General features: G+C 39.5%; 14 protein-coding genes. 5 read left to right on the top strand and 9 right to left on the bottom strand.

Annotated elements, in window-relative coordinates; all coding sequences use genetic code 11:
* Positions 1-317 precede the first annotated feature (317 nt).
* The 3 genes from H6G74_RS22875 to H6G74_RS22865 form a co-directional block, all read right to left on the bottom strand.
* Entirely contained in the window at positions 318-5,780 is a 5,463-nt protein-coding gene (locus H6G74_RS22875) for a tetratricopeptide repeat protein (RefSeq protein WP_190969844.1), read from the bottom strand.
* Between the two features lie 47 nt (positions 5,781-5,827).
* Positions 5,828-7,126, bottom strand: coding sequence for a P-loop NTPase fold protein (locus H6G74_RS22870; protein ID WP_190969843.1), 1,299 nt, complete (start codon positions 7,124-7,126; stop codon positions 5,828-5,830).
* Positions 7,127-7,337: 211 nt separating this feature from the next.
* Positions 7,338-8,726 carry a CHAT domain-containing protein gene (locus H6G74_RS22865; RefSeq protein WP_190969842.1) on the bottom strand — a complete coding sequence of 463 codons (1,389 nt, stop codon included), beginning with the start codon at positions 8,724-8,726 and terminating at the stop codon, positions 7,338-7,340.
* Positions 8,727-8,758: 32 nt separating this feature from the next.
* Between H6G74_RS22865 and H6G74_RS31625 the strand changes: the two genes are divergently transcribed.
* On the top strand, positions 8,759-8,881 hold the full coding sequence (locus H6G74_RS31625; protein ID WP_277927178.1) for a hypothetical protein: 123 nt from the start codon (positions 8,759-8,761) through the stop codon (positions 8,879-8,881).
* A gap of 124 nt (positions 8,882-9,005) precedes the next feature.
* On the opposite strand, the gene H6G74_RS22860 is transcribed toward H6G74_RS31625, so the two are convergent.
* Complete coding sequence (locus H6G74_RS22860) at positions 9,006-9,728, bottom strand: peptidylprolyl isomerase (RefSeq protein ID WP_190969841.1); 723 nt, start codon at positions 9,726-9,728, stop codon at positions 9,006-9,008.
* A 310-nt stretch (positions 9,729-10,038) separates the two neighbouring features.
* Complete coding sequence (locus H6G74_RS22855; protein ID WP_190969840.1) at positions 10,039-10,413, bottom strand: c-type cytochrome; 375 nt, start codon at positions 10,411-10,413, stop codon at positions 10,039-10,041.
* Positions 10,414-10,620: 207 nt separating this feature from the next.
* On the opposite strand from H6G74_RS22855, the gene petG reads away from it, so the two are divergent.
* Positions 10,621-10,734, top strand: a complete 114-nt coding sequence (gene petG, locus H6G74_RS31355) for a cytochrome b6-f complex subunit V (protein ID WP_010995538.1) — start codon at positions 10,621-10,623, stop codon at positions 10,732-10,734.
* A gap of 122 nt (positions 10,735-10,856) precedes the next feature.
* On the opposite strand, the gene rsmD is transcribed toward petG, so the two are convergent.
* Together rsmD and hisH are read right to left on the bottom strand one after the other, a co-directional pair.
* On the bottom strand, positions 10,857-11,435 hold the full coding sequence (gene rsmD / locus H6G74_RS22845) for a 16S rRNA (guanine(966)-N(2))-methyltransferase RsmD (RefSeq protein ID WP_190969839.1): 579 nt from the start codon (positions 11,433-11,435) through the stop codon (positions 10,857-10,859).
* Between the two features lie 85 nt (positions 11,436-11,520).
* Positions 11,521-12,156: an imidazole glycerol phosphate synthase subunit HisH gene (hisH, locus tag H6G74_RS22840; RefSeq protein WP_190588535.1), complete on the bottom strand. Its 636-nt coding sequence runs from the start codon at positions 12,154-12,156 to the stop codon at positions 11,521-11,523.
* Positions 12,157-12,214: 58 nt separating this feature from the next.
* Between hisH and H6G74_RS22835 the strand changes: the two genes are divergently transcribed.
* Genes H6G74_RS22835 through H6G74_RS31620 form a run of 3 tightly spaced genes read left to right on the top strand, consistent with a single transcriptional unit; the run spans position 12,215 to position 14,272 of the window.
* Positions 12,215-12,727, top strand: a complete 513-nt coding sequence (locus tag H6G74_RS22835; RefSeq protein ID WP_190969838.1) for a pyroglutamyl-peptidase I family protein — start codon at positions 12,215-12,217, stop codon at positions 12,725-12,727.
* 40 nt (positions 12,728-12,767) lie between these two features.
* Positions 12,768-14,126 (top strand): DUF3370 domain-containing protein, encoded by a 1,359-nt coding sequence (locus H6G74_RS22830; protein ID WP_190969837.1) that lies wholly within the window; start codon positions 12,768-12,770, stop codon positions 14,124-14,126.
* A 14-nt stretch (positions 14,127-14,140) separates the two neighbouring features.
* Entirely contained in the window at positions 14,141-14,272 is a 132-nt protein-coding gene (locus H6G74_RS31620) for a hypothetical protein (protein ID WP_277927177.1), read from the top strand.
* Here H6G74_RS31620 and H6G74_RS22825 read toward each other — a convergent pair.
* Positions 14,269-14,520, bottom strand: coding sequence for a type II toxin-antitoxin system ParD family antitoxin (locus H6G74_RS22825; RefSeq protein WP_190969836.1), 252 nt, complete (start codon positions 14,518-14,520; stop codon positions 14,269-14,271). The two genes, H6G74_RS31620 and H6G74_RS22825, sit on opposite strands and share 4 nt — an antisense overlap.
* 54 nt (positions 14,521-14,574) lie before the next feature.
* On the bottom strand, positions 14,575-16,485 hold the full coding sequence (locus tag H6G74_RS22820) for a GTPase family protein (protein ID WP_190969835.1): 1,911 nt from the start codon (positions 16,483-16,485) through the stop codon (positions 14,575-14,577).
* Between the last annotated feature and the right edge of the window lie 95 nt (positions 16,486-16,580).

Below are 16,580 nucleotides of genomic sequence, written 5' to 3'. Positions count from 1 at the left end.
ATCGTTCTCAAAAACCTCCCGGCATTTCTACTTTGATTTGTGGGCTACGTCAATTTGAATACTTCTTTCAGGGCTGGAAACTTGCTCTGTGTAAGGATGTGTGTACACCGTAGGTCAACGGGGAGGGGTTAGGGGTGGGGTGCAAAGATTGTGGGAATCACAACTAATTAACCGGACATGATATCAGCACATATCTTGCACCTAGCCCCAACGAATGGAATTCGTGACTACACAAACAAAGTCCACCTGTGCGGAAAGCGCGTAAAGTCAAGCCTTTTGAGCCTGCGGAGGCAGGCTTTGTTTTTGTAGCCGCGATTTTAATCGTCAGCGCAAGACGTGTATAAATCTTCTACCTCCCCAGCTTTTTCTTGTAAATCTAAATCTCGATAAATTTGCAAACTGTTGGTTAAAAACTGAGTAGCAATTATTTCTGCACCTAGCTGATTTTTTTGGCTACGTTTGAGGTAAATTTCACCCAACAACTTGTGTGCAGAAGCTTCTAGTTTACGGCGGTTATACTCTTGAAAAATTTGCAGACATTCTTGAGCAATTTTTTCACTCAGATTTAGGTTTTCTAAAGCTTCTACTTCTAGGTAAGCACGAGCCATATCGAGAGATTCTTCAGCTTTATTAACTGTTTGACCTAGTTCATCAAGATAGCTTAAGCCTCTGTGATAATATTCTTCAAATAAGGCAATTTTTTCTGAAATTGATGTATCTTCGTTAGGTAAGAGGCGTAGATATTGTGAGTAGAGTAAGCCAAGAATAGTGTAGTCATAGGCAAGGTTTCCTTGATATTTATATGCAGTATTTATTTCTATAGCTTGGCGAATATTTTCTTCAGCTTGGGTAAGTAATGTGAGTGATTTTACATTAGTCTGACAAGTTTTAGATAATAATATTTGACTGTAACCCATTCTCCTCACAGCCCAAGCAACATCTAAATCTATATTTAGATGTTGGTAAAAACGGATACTATCCTGAAAATACTTATTTGCCTGCTCATATTGGCCCCATTCTCGATAAATTTTGCCAAGCTGGTTATAGGCTAAGGCCACTAATGGTTGAATATCTAGTTTTTGAAGTATCTTTAAATATTGGAGATGAAAATCTATGGCTTGCTCATATTTCCCCCATTCTAGATGGCAATCACCAAGCCAAAACCAGAGATTAGATACATCCTTATCTTTACCTAATTGTTGATAAAGTTCATGGCTTTGTTGATAATAATTTATGGCTAACTCGTATTTACACCATTCTTGATAAATCCATCCTAATTGCTGATAAGCATCAGCCACATTAACTTGGTCATCAAGTTGCTGACGAATAGCTAGATTTTGATTTTGACACTCAATAGCTTGTTCATATTTCCCCCATTGTCTGTAGCCAAAAGCAATCCAGTTCCATTGAGTAGCTACATATTTATCTTTACCTAATCTTTGATAAAGTTCGCGACTTTTTTGATAGTAATCTATTGCTTGTTTATATTTACACCATTCTTGATAAATCCTGCCTAATTGCCAGTAAGCATTTGCAACATTCACTTGGTCATCAAGTTGCTGACGAATGGCTAAGTCTTGATTTTCACATTCAACAGCTTGTTCGTATTTACCCCATTCTCGATAGCAATCAGCCAGATTGTAACACTGATTAGCGACATCTTTCTCTTTACTTAATTGCTGATAAAGTTCATGGCTTTGTTGATAATAATTTATGGCTAACTCGTATTTACACCATTCTTGATAAATCCATCCTAATTGCCGATAAGCATCAGCCACATTCACTTGGTCATCAAGTTGCTGACGAATAGCTAGATTTTGATTTTGACACTCAATAGCTTGCTCATATTTCCCCCATTGTCTGTAGCCAAAAGCAATCCAGTTCCATTGAGTAGCTACATATTTATCTTTACCTAATCTTTGATAAAGTTCGCGACTTTTTTGATAGTAATCTATTGCTTGTTTATATTTACACCATTCTTGATAAATCCTACCTAATTGCCAGTAAGCATTTGCAACATTCACTTGGTCATCAAGTTGTTGACAAATGGCTAAGTCTTGATTTTCACATTCAACAGCTTGCTCGTATTTACCCCATTTTCGATAGCAATCAGCCATCCAGTTCCATTGATTAGCCACATTATTATCTTTACCTAATTTTTGATAAAGTTCGCGACTTTTTTGATAGTAATCTATTGCTTGTTCGTATTTACACCATTCTTGATAAATCCTGCCTAATTGCCGATAAGCATCAGCCACATTAACTTGATCATCTAACTGCTGCCTCATTGCTAAGTCTTGATTTTGACAGTCAATAGCTTGCTTGTATTTACCCCATTCTCGATAGCAATCAGCCATCCAGTTCCATTGATTAGCCACATTATTATCTTTACCTAATTGCTGATAAAGTTCACGACTTTGTTGATGGTAATTGATAGCTTGTTCGTATTTACCCCAAATTTGATAAATCCTACCTAGTCGCCAATAAGCTAGTGCAACATGAGCTTGGTCATCAAGTTGCTGCCAAATTGCTAATTCTTTATTTTCACATTCAACAGCTTGCTCATATTGACCCCATTCTCGATAGCAAACAGCCAACCAATCCCATTGATTAGCCACATTATTATCTTTACCTAATTGCTGATAAAGTTCACGACTTTGTTGATGGTAATTAATTGCTTGTTCGTATTTACTCCATTCTTGATAAGTTCTACCTATGTGATATAAGGCTAATGATTCATCTTGAGGTTTATTAATCTCTCTACTAATAGTCAGCATTTGCTGAAAACAATCTAAAGCTTGTTCATATTTGCCATGCAATCTATGACAAATACCTCTATTTCTCCAAAAAATTAGAAACTCTGATGGTTCGATATATCGAACCAATTGTTCAAAACATTCTTGATAGTAATAAATTGCTTGTTCAAAAGACTCTTTTTCTTGATAGCAAGTAGCCAAAGACCAAGCAATATAGGCACTAAATCTGCTATCTGAGTTGTCAGTTAACGATTCTAACATTTCAATGGCTTTATCATACTTATCTTTACGCATATAAGACATTGCCGCGAGAAAATTTAATGCTGTTTGGCAATCTTCATTAAGATGATAATGCTGGCGAGTATGTTCAAGATTAGGTGTCATGTCATCACCCAATTCTTTAACCAACTCTCTCATACTGCAAAATAGTGTAGGTTCTAATTGGTTAATAATTTCTGCGACACAATCAACTAATCCTGTAGATTCACCACAAGCAACATAAAGAATAGCTGCTTTTGCTTTAACCCGAATTTCTTCAGATAAATTTGAATTATTGGCTTCTTGTTTCAATAAATCTATGACTTCACCTTTTTGACAAAAAAGTTCAATTTTACGCAGTAGCCTCAGTATTTGCTTGGTTATATCATCATCAAAATCAGCATCTATGCCAAGATAAGTAATTACTAACTTTTTTATTGGCTTTTTGCGAATAACAATATTATTAATTTCAATTTCAGCAATCACCTGTCCTGCAAACAGTAAATTTCTGAGTTGAAATTCTTCTTGCTTCAACTTATTTATTGATTCATCTTGCTTGAAATAAACAATAGTGGCATCATCAGATACTGAGCTTTTAATTTTAATCTCGCCATGCTGCAAAACTGGTTGATAATCTTCTATATTGACAAATAATTTTTCTGCTAATCTCTTAAATTGCGTGGAAAAATGACTCCCGTAATATCCCAAAGCTAGTAATAGCGGCTCATTCCAACGTGGCTCATGCAGATGTTTTTGAATTAATTCCAAAATCTCACTTTGTTCTTTATCTGCAATATAACGAGCTGCAAAATACTCTTCAAATGTCAGGTGCATAAAGCCATAAAACCCAGGCATTCGCTCTACAAATAACCCTGTGGTTTCTCGCACCTTCCGCAAAAATTCTCCTACTGCTTGGCGCACAGAATCAGATTCAGGTTCAGCATCATTTAATTCTGCTAACTTAGCTGCTAGTTTCTCTTCTACTTCTGCTTGTGTTACCAAACCAGAAGGCTTTTCTTCGTGCATCCAATATGCCAGAGGTGCTAAAAGTTCCACTACCTCAGTTTCTTTTAACACCACCCTTGGCGCATCGGGTAATTTTTTACCAAGTTGCCAATCTTCGGTTAAAGTTTGTACTGCCAACTCGTACAGTTTCACGCGGCGGTTGGGTAGTCGTTCTCCATTGCGGTGAATCAATGCCAAAATAGTTAACAGCAAGGGATTTGCCGTCAATCGCTGTACACCAGGATTATCTTTAACCGCCTGTAAAATTTCCTGCGCTTGCTCTGTACCTTTTTTTAGCCATTGCTCTTCACTAGCATCTGGCTGCTGTGCTTTTTCAACTGTTCGACACCAGCGATACAAAAACCGTTCTACCTGTTCGCTGTCCATATCTTCAATAGTAAACTCGGCAAATCGACTGCTGAGTTTTACATCACTGTAGCCAGCAATCCGGCTGGTAATGACGAATTTATTGCTAGGAAACTCATCAACAAATTTGTTAATCCGTTCTACAATCTGTTTGCGACTTTCTTGATCAAATACCTCATCTAATCCATCCAGCAACATCAAGCACTGTCCTTGACGCATTGCATCTAAAAGTAACGCTGCTACCTCATTTCCTATTTCTACCTCTGCTTGAAAATGAGCTTCCCACTGACGATAAAACTGACACAAATAGTCTAGTAAAGTTAACTCTGGTTGTTGTTTTAATTTTTCTGCATAATCAGCAATACGGAAGAAAATAGGTAACAAAGTTTTACCTAACTCTTTGTTCTTTGTCTCCTCAACAGTATCATCTTCAACAATAACTGTTTCTAATTCATCTCGTTTGGCAATGGCAAAATGTAGTGCTAAGTAACGCAGCAGAGTAGTTTTTCCCGCACCAGGACTGCCTAAAATCACGCTATAGCAATTCTGCCGTACCGCCTCAGATAAATCTACCTTTTGTGTAACGGTTTTAGTGCTAGAAACTAATGTTGATACTGGTACTTCTGGCAGTGGTTCATAATAGTAAGGTTCATCCCAATCATCCAGGTTAGAACCTATTTCTTTTAATCTACTACTACTCTGAGCTTGCCGTACAGTTAACGCCTCAAGTTCCCGTTGACTACGCTCAGAAGTATCTGTAACTTGTTGTCGCCATTGTGCTTGCAGGGAAACATATATTTGGTCAAGAAAAATATCAACTTGACGATTTACTTGCATTACACCACTCATTTTTAAATAGGAATTTTCAGCAATCAGCCAATCTAAATAGGGATAAAGCAAAGGATTACGTGTTTCAAATTCTAGTATCTTGCCTCGCCAATCCCAAAAATCTGGCGCACGCTGACGAAATTCATCTAAAAAGTCGATGTTATTTAGCCACAAAATCAAACATAAATTTCTCCCAAATAGTTCTTCCCTACCTAAATTTAACTGCCTCATTTCTTTTACTAAGCGCGGTGTTGGTAATTGGTCAATTCCAAATGCCATTACCAATTTGCGCCCAGTTTCTAGAGTTTGATGTTGCTGATCATCTAAGCTATACAGAAAATTATGGAAGGAGTTTTGACTATAATAAAAGTTAGTAAATTCAAACTGTTCTTCGCTAACAGCCAATGATTCTTTTAGCTGTTTGACAACAGGATGCTGGGGGCTACTTTCTGGTGCGATCGCAAATATAATTGTCGTCCCACTAGAAAGTTCCAAAACACTGACTAATTTGTTTAATTCTGCTTTGTCAGCTTCGCTAAGAGAGTAGGTAGAATCTTGATCCAGCATACATCACACCAGCATTTAATAGTAATTTTCAAGAGCAATTAATACTTTTAAATATCTTTATTCGCAGCCTGCCAGCGTTCTAAATCCTCAATTAAAATCGGATTAATATCAAACCAAGATTCTTGCATTGAGTTGTAATACCCCAAAACTAATTTATTTTGCAAAAGTTCATCACAAACAATAAAATCACCCTTTTTTGGCAAACTATGGGTTTTAGTTGTGAGTTTCCCAGTGCGATGAATTAAATCTAATTCAGGATAGTGATAATCGCTTAAATTATATTCTCGTCGTACTTCACGTACTGCTTCTTGTGCAGTGGCTAAATCTACAAAACTCAACTTATTCCGTAACCCAATTTCACAGGCGGTACGTGCTAACCTGACTAAATCTCGCATCACTCCGCCACTTTTTTCGCAAATTAATTCCAGTGCATCAGGGTTAAATAAACCTTTGTGACTATCGCCTAAAGTATCCAAACGTTTGTTAATGACATTAATTAGAATTTCTCGACCTTTTTGATCAGGCTCACTAGTTGGACACAAATTAGCATCAGATTCAAAAACAGGTGGATTATTTAAATCCAAACATTTCTGAAATGCTTCCATTGGCTGACGAAAACTCGGTGAATATCGCAGAGAGATAGGAATAGCATAGATAATATGACAATTCAATTCTATCAACAGAGAACTAGAAAACATTTCCAATGCTGTTACTTGATCATGTCTATCTAATCCATCCACAACAATCAGTAACTTTTTTTTCTGTTCTTTTTCCGCAGCTTCAATAATATTATTAACGCTGGTAATAATTTTACTCAACACAGGACGGACATTGAGTGTTTTTGTCACTTCACTTGTTAAACCTCGTTTGAGAATTATACCTGCCTTTTCTATAAATTCTGGCACTCCCAAACCTTCAGTGTGGCTTCCTTTATCTTCATAAACTACACTTTTTAAGCTGTCTAAAAGAGCATCTAATAATTTATCTTTTTTAAATAGCCAATTAGATTCAATAGCCTGAGCAATTTGTAAGCCAATCAAAACTACAACTTCTGCATAGCCTATGTTATATCTGTCTAGGGATGTTTGCGTGTCAATCCAAACAACTGTGTAGATGTCAGCTAATTTTTGTTCTAATCTTCGCAGTTCAGTAGTTTTACCTCCACCTCGATGACCTGCTAATAAAAATTTGGCTGGATCATCTTCCATTTCCAGCAAGCTAACAAGCTTATCTACTGGGCTATTTTCTCTCTGAACATAAAAAACTTTTAAATCTTCAGGTGTAGTTAAAGGTTCTTCTGGTTTAAATAATTGGTAAGCAGATTTCCAAAAACTGGTATTGCTCATACTGTTTCCCAATAGGAAAGTTTGTTTTGATTAAACTCATTATTGTCAGTATAAGCAGTAAATAAACAGTAATCAGTAATGCTTAGTAATATTTTAAAAGTTGAATCCCTAACACTGATGAAATTTGGGACAAATGACAATCTCACCAGAAGCTTAAGAAAAAGTGTAATAAGCGAATTATTATTTTAGCGATCGCCAACCAGTCGCCATACTACCAAGGATTACCAATCAATGTAAATCCAGCCCAATAATAAGGATGAGATAATTCATCCTCATCAAGCTCATCCAACTCATGTAACTCTGAAGAAGCAGCACCACGAATGCGGGGATTATCTTCCAAACTAACACGCTCTTTGAGCATATCAATTTGAGCTTTTCGTATTGCTTCTGACTTAACTGGATTAGCTTTTAGTTTGTCGTAAAATTGCAGCATCAAAGCCAATGTTCCGCCATCACTCACTTCCCAAAGACTGGCTAAAGCGGCTTTTGCGCCTGACTGTACAGCTAACCCAGCAAACCCCAGTTCAGCTTGAGGATCACCCAACGCAGTACGACAAGCACTCAATACTAATAACTCGACTGGAGGGTTATTGAGTCCTAGACTTTTCAGTTCATCTAGGCGAATTTTTCTATCCCAAAACTGGATATAAGATTTATCCACAGAACCCTGAGCAAATTCAGCATGGGTAGCAAAATGAACTATTCCAAAAGGATACTTAGCACGTTCTTTCTTCAGGTTTTTAAGAGTGAAGTCCTGGTTTAATAAAGATTTACCCTTCCAGTTATTATTAACAATATTAGATAATTCTAAGGGAACAGCAGGTAAAGGTTCCAGGCTTTGAAATTTTGATGCTCCCATTGCTAAAACCTGGGTTTTGGTAATATTTGTCAATTGCAAATCGAGAAGGCTAAAAGCCGGAATAATTGTTAAACTATACTTTTCAATTAAAAATGTTTTACCATCAGAAATCGCCGCTAAAGGAACAGTCCGTAAGCCACCTCCTAAACAAAATAGCAGATTATTAATACCTTGGCTTTTTAATTCAGATGCCAAGGGTGCAACTAAAAAGTCATATATTTTTTTACCGGAGGCTAGATATCGCTTGCGCGAAGAACTGGGATTTGTAACATCATTGCGGAATTTCGTGACTAAGTTAGTCAATACTTCTTTTTTGGCTTCGGGGATACGTTTGTGAATCGGTGGTTTATCTGGCAGAACCAAGATTAAATCGAGTTGGTCAGCAGTTGGTACTGCATATATTAAGGCGCTTTTTTTACCTACTCTTTGATTAATATTCTTGAGAGTTTGACTGATTTTGTTGACTTCAATAACTTGATTTGAAGGCAATTTCACCTGCATATATTCATCATACTGCTGCTTCCAACCTCTTTCGATATGGATAACAGCCGAGTTAATATCTTCTCTGTCTAGCAGTCTTTTAATAATATCTGGTCGCAACCGAGATACAGGAAGTTTAATTTGTTTTTCTATTGGTGGAACTGCTTTGATTTCTGCTTGGCTAAACTTTAGCAAGTCCAGTCCAATAACAAATAAACTGAAGGTTGAAAGAGCTAATAAGTTTAGCCTACGCTTGCTCATGTTTTTTATGGGGCGATATTATTAATTATTAAATGATTAATAGAACTAAGTTAAAATTAACCACAGATGGACGCAGCGAAAAGTTAAGCCAGTGCGTTGGGCGGGTTCCCCGATTTGAAGCAACTGGCGTTGCGTGGGCGGCTCTGCCGACTTGAGCAAACTTTTCAAGACAGATAAACGCGGATAGAATTTCAGGTAATTCTATCACCTGCTAACTGTTACTTTATTTGATATCTGCACCCTTGTGTTCAAATCATAACCTAAATTTCTAGGTGTTGATTAAGAATTAGATTGGATTTGCTTTTGCTGTTCTTGTAGCCAAGCTTCAAAAAGTTCATTCAACAATCTTGCTTTCATCTGGTCATCGAGTTGGGCTGGGATGAGTTTTTCTAGGCGCAAAATCACAACCCATTCAGCTATTCTGGCGGGAGGTAAAACTTGACCGGGTTGACTGCTAGATAGCAACTGTACCATTCCCGGATGAATTGCTTGTAGTTCAACTGGGCCGACTAGTCCGCCAGTTTGGGCTTCTGGGCCTTGGGAGTATTCTTTGGCTAATTCTGCAAATGATTGTTCTTTAGCTTGGAGGCGAAAGTATAGTTCTTGGACAAGTCCAATATCTTGAGTACGTAGTAGGGAATAAATGACTTTATCTAACTTGGCTTTGTTTTGAAAGAAGTATGATTCGAGTTTGTTACCCCAAGTAGCAATTTTGAATTTCTCGATTTTCAGTTTCCGAATTGTGACTGATTCGAGTTGATTGACTGTTATACCGTGATAAGCCATCCAGGCTTTAATGTCTGCATCGGTTTTTAACTGTCGTTCTAAGTAAAACTGCTTTTGAGCATGAGTAATTTCTTCTGATGTACATTCTACAGATGCGATCGCTTCATCGATAATCAATTCCCGGATTAGCTGTGGCAACATTTGGTAACTTGCCAGTAACGGAACTAGCTCAGTAGCCTGGATTGTACGGTTGCCAATTTGGAGAGCTTCTGTCATTTTTTATCCCAACTGCGATCGTCTCACCAAGCAATTATTGTTACATATCTTAGATAGCAGGTGATAGGTTACAGGTTACAGGTGATAGATAACAGTCCCCTACTCCCCAACCAAAATAGGACTTACGCAAGAACCCTCTCAAATCCTCTTAACTTCGTGTCCTACCCTGCGGGAAGCCGCTATCGCGTCTATGCGCTCTTTGCGGTTCGTTTTTTCATGATTTTGCGTAAGTCCTGCAAAAAACTAAAGATGTAGAACACCGAATGCTACATCTTTAATGAAATCTTCATTTTTTAAGATATGTAAACTCTTATAAGGTTTCCAAAAAGCTCAAAAGGTCTGCCATTTCTTGAGGACTAGGCTGAAATTTGGGCATAGGCGGCGTTTCACCGCTAATCACTTGGTGAATCAATTTATAGCGAGATTTACGTTTAGAAACAGCTTGTAAACTGGGGCCGACTCGCCCATCTGCTTGCCAACCATGACAACCAGCACAGTTAATTTGAAAGATTGCATTTCCTTGAACTGTGTCTCCAGCTAAGGAAAGAACGGTTTTAACATAGGGATCTGAGGCTTGTACCATTTGAACACCAAAGATGCCCAAAGGGATTGATAGCAGTATCGCTAGAACCAATAAGACGATACGCTGCATCAGAAGTTCAGGTTTGGTAATCTGGTTATCCAAAAGGTTTGCTGTGAAAGTGTAAGGTTATAAAATTTTTCATTTCCTACACATAGCTTAAAAGTTCTTGATTTGTACCGCAAGCACAGGTGACTATTTTCTTACAAGTGGACATAGCTCAAAAACACTGCTGCAAGCGGGATTCGCCGTAATTTGGTAAAATCAAAAACGGGATATAAATCGTTAATAATTGCAAACAGGAGATTTAAAGTGGTTGAACCCCTGCTTTCTGGTATTGTGCTTGGTCTAATTGTTGTAACTCTGGCTGGTTTATTCTACGCTGCATACAAGCAATACAAGCGCCCCAATGAATTGGGTGGTTGATCTCAAGTGCTGAGTCACCGAAGTTTGCTCAACGCGGGGAACCCGCGCACGCAACTTCTCGCTGAGTGCTGAGTGCTGAGTACAAAGTGTTTGTTAAGTGGTGGGGATATCAAAGTTGCACTTTATGACTTTGTATCCCCATCATTGTCTGTTGTTGAGTCAATGACTCTGTAGAAAGTTAAGGCGGTGTTACCGTAAACTTTTTGGCGAGAAATTTCCCAATTGGTTATTACTGGCGGTGTCCAGCCTTGGGGGTTGTGTTCTGCGGCGATTTCACCTTTGGGGTCTAATAAATTATAGTTAGCGATCGCTTCTAGCACAGGTTGATATAATCCACTAGCATAGGGTGGGTCAAAATAAATTCTGTCAAACTGTTTTCCTGACAAAATTTTTAACTGCTGAATGACATCACCACGTAATAGCTGCCATTGTTGTTCATTGCTGGCTAATTGCTGCCAATTTTCTTGAATAATTGCACAGGCTCGGCTTGATTGTTCAATTCCTACTACCAAGCTGGCTCCTCTACACAAAGCCTCTGCTCCCATTGAACCACTACCCGCGCACAAATCTAGCCAGCGACAACCAACAATTTCGCCTTGCCAAATATTAAAAACAGCTTCTCTTACCCGTGCGCTTGTGGGTCTGGTTTCTTTCCCTGGTAAAGTTTTAATTGGACGTTTGCCGTAAATTCTCAAACTCATGATTATTGGTCATTGGTCATTAGTCACTGGTCATTCAACATTTGCCAAGGACAAATGACAAATCACAAATGACAAATCACAAACCCTATGCTGCAATTTGTTCACGCACTTGAGAAACGAAATTAGATAGGATTTGCAATCCTATATTAGAGGATTTTTCGGGGTGAAACTGCACCGCCATGAGATTTTCTTTGGCAATGGCAGCTGTGATAGTTTGAGTACCGTGGGTAACAGTTGCAGCCCGGACTTGCGGATCTGTTGGGTCAACATAATAAGAATGCACAAAATAAACCCAAGGGTTAGCAGGCAAATGTTCCCATAAAATGCTTTTTGCTTGGGTTAATTCCAATTGGTTCCAACCCATGTGAGGAATAGTAATTCCTGGTTCATGCTGAAAGCGGCGGACTTTTCCTTTGATAATTCCTAGCCCTGGTTGAGTTCCTTCCGCACTTGATTCAAATAAAATTTGCAATCCTAAACAAATTCCTAAGAAGGGTTTGCCAGAGGATATCGCATCTTTTATGGGTTGTTCTAAATTCCGTTCTCTAAGATGTTGCACTGCGGGATCAAATGCCCCAACTCCTGGCAATACTACAGCATCCGCCAATGATATTTCTTTAGCAGAATCTGTAATCTTGGGAGTTGCCCCAGCTTTTTCTATGCCTTTACAGACTGAGTGCAAATTTCCCATGTCGTAATCTACGACTGCAATAACTGGCATTGACCTGCTCCTTGTAAATTTATTATGGAGGGTTTTTCTATTCTAAATAATAATTCTAATGAAGAAAAGATTTTTATTAACTTCTTTTGATACTTGGTTAAGGGATCAAGATTCAAATTCATCGGATGATTTATTACAAGAAGTGAGTCAAGTTGTATCGCTCCCCCATGATTTAAAATTTCTACGGCTGTTACCTGTAGATGTGATGCTGGCTAGTTCCTGGGTAATTCAAAAAGTTGAGGAGTTGCAACCAGATTACATTATCTGTTGTGGCATGGCTGCTAGTCGGCAAAGATTAAGTGTAGAGGAGGGTGCTAATCAAGGCGCGATTTTTTTGCCGACAGCAGTTAATTTGGAAAAATTAGTTTTGCCAACAGTAGCAACTGATATTAGTAGTGACTGCGGTAAATTTGTTTGCGAAGGTCTTTATTATGCAGTTCTTGACTATCTCCAGCAATCTAAACTGTCAACTCGTTGTATATTTGTTCACGTTCCGGTGTTAAATCAAGAAAATTTGCTGGTTGTTCTGGCTGACTTCTTATTAATTATTAACAATTTGGCACTCATATAAAATAGTGTGCGTCTTTAAGGAAAAATCGTTACCTAAGTATATGTTGTCATTTTTACTCAGTTTACTGATTTCACAAACCACACCTCCTACACCGCCACCAGAAGAAGTTGTCCAACCGCAACAAGTTCTACCCTTACCAGGAAAGTTAGATTCAGTGCCAACTTTTAATAGCAATAGTCCAGAATTGGTTTTGAAGGAAGGGATTTTATTATCTACTTTTCCTGGGGATGGTAAAAAAGTCCCAACAGCGCATTTAAATTTTCCTTTCCGGGGAAGATTTGATATTTTCGCTCATCATGTTGCCAAAGCTGATCCGCCAGAAAACTTGCGATCGCTCTATCTCGGTATAATTTTGTATAATCCGACTGAGCAACCAGTCACCGTTAATATTTTGCAGGCGGCGAGTTATTTAAGTCAGCCAGATGCACCATTTATTGAACTACCGCCTTATGTCGAAGATGCTGCGGGTAAAGTATTTGCGGGGCCGGGCGATCGCGTCATGTCTGATATTATCAGAGGCAGACGACAAGCAATCTTCCCAGCGCAAATTGTCCTTGCACCCAAGCAAAGTCAGATGTTACTGAATCTCCCAATTCCCGTGCAAGGATTAACACCGCCTTTAAATGGTCGTTCTACTTTAATGCGCTTGCGGAGTAACGGTACAGTCTACGCTGCTAGTTTAGCGATGTTTGCCAAAGATAATCCTGATGGTAGTGAACGTGCGCCGACTTTAGCCGAATGGGAAAATTTATTAGATAACGGTGAATTATCCACACCACGAGATAAAACACCAACTCCTTTAGAAGAAACTGGGAAACCCAGAATTTACGGAAGAGTCGCGGGGGTAGCTGGCGGTTCCTTTTGGCGTGCATTTATCGTAGATAGTCCCAAAGCCCGATTTTTAACAATTCCCCAGCCGGGACAAGCTGTTTCTTACGCCCTGAGTACCTTACACGGAGGCACTTTGGGGACGAATCAAATTCAAAGTGCGCCAATGTTAGTCCGTTATCCCGATACTGCATATCGCGCACATGGTAACTATGCAATTCAATACAACTTGAAGTTACCGTTATATAACAATACTGCTACGCCAAAAACTGTGGCGGTGGCGATGCAAACTCCCATTAAAGAAGATCAGTTAGTTAAACCAGGACTGCGCTTTTTTGCTACTCCTGCACGTCAAACCTTCTTTCGCGGCAGTGTGCGGATACGCTACAAAGATGATAAAGGTATGCCACAAACTAAATTTGTGCATTTAGTCCAAAAGCGCGGTCAACCGGGACAACCACTAGTAGTATTAAATATGAAACCGAGCGATCGCAGATTAGTCGAAGTAGACTTTCTCTATCCACCAGATGCAACCCCACCGCAGGTATTAACTGTGTCAACGCAAGGATGAGGGTTGAGTGCTGAGTGCTGAGTAAAAATTCGGCGTTGGTGAATCAGATGTTTTTCTTTGCGCCTTTGCGTGAGACAAATTCATATTCTCAATCAGCAACGCCAAAAATTCTTACCCTGCACTCTGCACCCGCACCGACTCGCTAAGATTCTAGTGCTTGACGTAATTTCCTTTCTAATTGTGCGATTAAAAATCTGTTGTCAATTCTTTCTAATTCAGCAATAGAAACATCAGCATTGTTACGGACTGCTGCTAACCATTGTTCATACTTTTTATCATGTTCTTCTAAAAGCTCTAAAGCTTCGACAATTATTTCCTCAATAGTGTGATATTTACCACTACTGAGTTTCTCTTCAATAAATATTTCGTGTCTTCGGTTGAATTTGAATTTCATTATTCATCGCTCAAATTTTAATACTAAGGCGCGATCGCCCAAACATAACACATTTCAAACCTGTTGCAAATAATACTCAAATCGCTCTCGTAGTTGTTCCACTGCTAAATTCTGAGTCCAGTATTCGACAAGGGCATGACCAAATGCCCAAGCATTACGATCAGGTGTAGCAGAATTTTCTAACAATAATGGCCACAGTGAGATTAAATCAAAGTTAATTTTAGGGGAATTATCAGTTTTTAATAGTGAAAATAACTCATAAGCAATTTGAAGTTTACCAATGACAATCGGTAACTGTTCTACAGGAATTTGCTCTGCTAATAAATAAGCCAAGGTGGGAGAACCTGTAGACATTGTGGCAATAAATTGCAATACAGGACTTTTTAATAAGGTGGTGAGTCCTTGGGTAGTCGCCATTTGGAAGGTATAGTGATCAATGATTTTAGCGGCGGCGACGGTGCGGGAGTCTAAGTCACGCAAAAACCGAGCGAGTCGTAGTTGTTTGGCGGGTGCGATCGCTTCAATCAATCCCAATGATAAAGTATCTATATTCCAAGCTGTACGGTTAGTTTTGCGATCGCTTGTAACTACGGGGACAACTAAGTTAGAAAATTCCTCTAGTTTTTCAGCACGATATTGAGTAGCTTCCCGGATAGAAATTTCCTTTGGCTTGTCTCCCCACTCCCAATTGTATGGCGGTTCCCACTCCCGCAGAGGACGCAATTTATCTACTTGGGTAACAACTGCGATCGCAGGTAAATCATCAACTGCGGCTTTCATATCTGCTAAAAAGTCCACATCCATTTGCAAAGCCGGATCAAGGGCGGGTGTCACCAACAATAACAAATCTGCGTTAGTTGCATAGTCTAATACTAATTGGCGGAGTTCTCCCCGCTTGACTTGTTCGTAACCGGGAGTATCCCAAAGGGTGAGACTTTCGCCACTAGAAGTTTCCCAATGATAATTTTGAATTTCGTCAGTACTGGGTAAGACATCCACCGCCGCCAAGTCAGCTTGGAATAAAGTGTTAATTAAACTGCTTTTACCTGCACCTGTCCGCCCAACTAGTAAAATACTGATGGGTTTTTGCTCAACTTCCGCGACTGGTTCAGCTTGGGTGAGAATTTCGCGCAGAGTTTGGGTTTTGGTTTGGGGGATAGTTGGTGAAGAAATCGCTGCTGTTGTTGGTAGTGTAATACCTCCGTAAAGTGCGATCGCTTGTCTGCATAAATTTCTCAAAGCTGCTTCGCGCAACAGTTGACCTAAATTCACCAACAACTGCTGATTAGCGCGGTTAGTATAACCCTTCGTCGCCCGATTAGCCACCGCCGCCACTGGATTTAACAACCATTGCGCCCAGCCCCAAGCTCGCAAAAGTTTACGGGCTGATGGTTCTAGCTTGCGATATACTTCATAAGCTTGATAAGCTTGCCCGACAGTAGCTTGATTTAAAGCAGGTGATAATCTCTGCATCCACTGGTCTAAATCATCCACTGTTCCCCGAATCAGTCCATAAGCTTGGGGGACATAGATATTCAGCAGGGGATACTGTACTTGGGGATGGTAGATATTCGCCACAGCCACCACTACATCTTGACAGCGTTGCCAAAAAGTTTGCCAATCTTCCCAAATTGGGCGATCGTTAATGGATGCTTCCAGAATTTTTTGTAATGCGGCTTCCGCTTGCTGTGTTGCTTCACTTCCCGCCGTTGTGGTGGTAATATCAACAGCCGCCTCTAGTTCTTCTTGGAATCCTGCCAAAGCCGCCTCAACTTGGGCAATTTGCGGTTGAGTCCACCGCACCAACAACCACCGCCAAGCAACAAACACAACCGTAAACACCGCCCAAATCCAGTTAATTCCCCAGGCATTGATTTGCAAACCTGCGGCGACTAGTAAGAAAATAATAATAGCTGCGATCGGTGTTCCTAAGATGACCCACTGCCACGGTTTTAAGCGCACCATTTCCCCTGTACCTGCTTTCGTTACACTTCTTCTACTTCTATTGTGGATTTAATGACTAGTACTGGATAACTTACTTGAGTCATAGTAAAGCCTCT

It is taken from the genome of Nostoc spongiaeforme FACHB-130, assembly GCF_014698475.1.
GTDB lineage: Bacteria > Cyanobacteriota > Cyanobacteriia > Cyanobacteriales > Nostocaceae > Nostoc_B > Nostoc_B spongiaeforme.
This window is presented reverse-complemented; position numbering and strand designations above follow the sequence as displayed.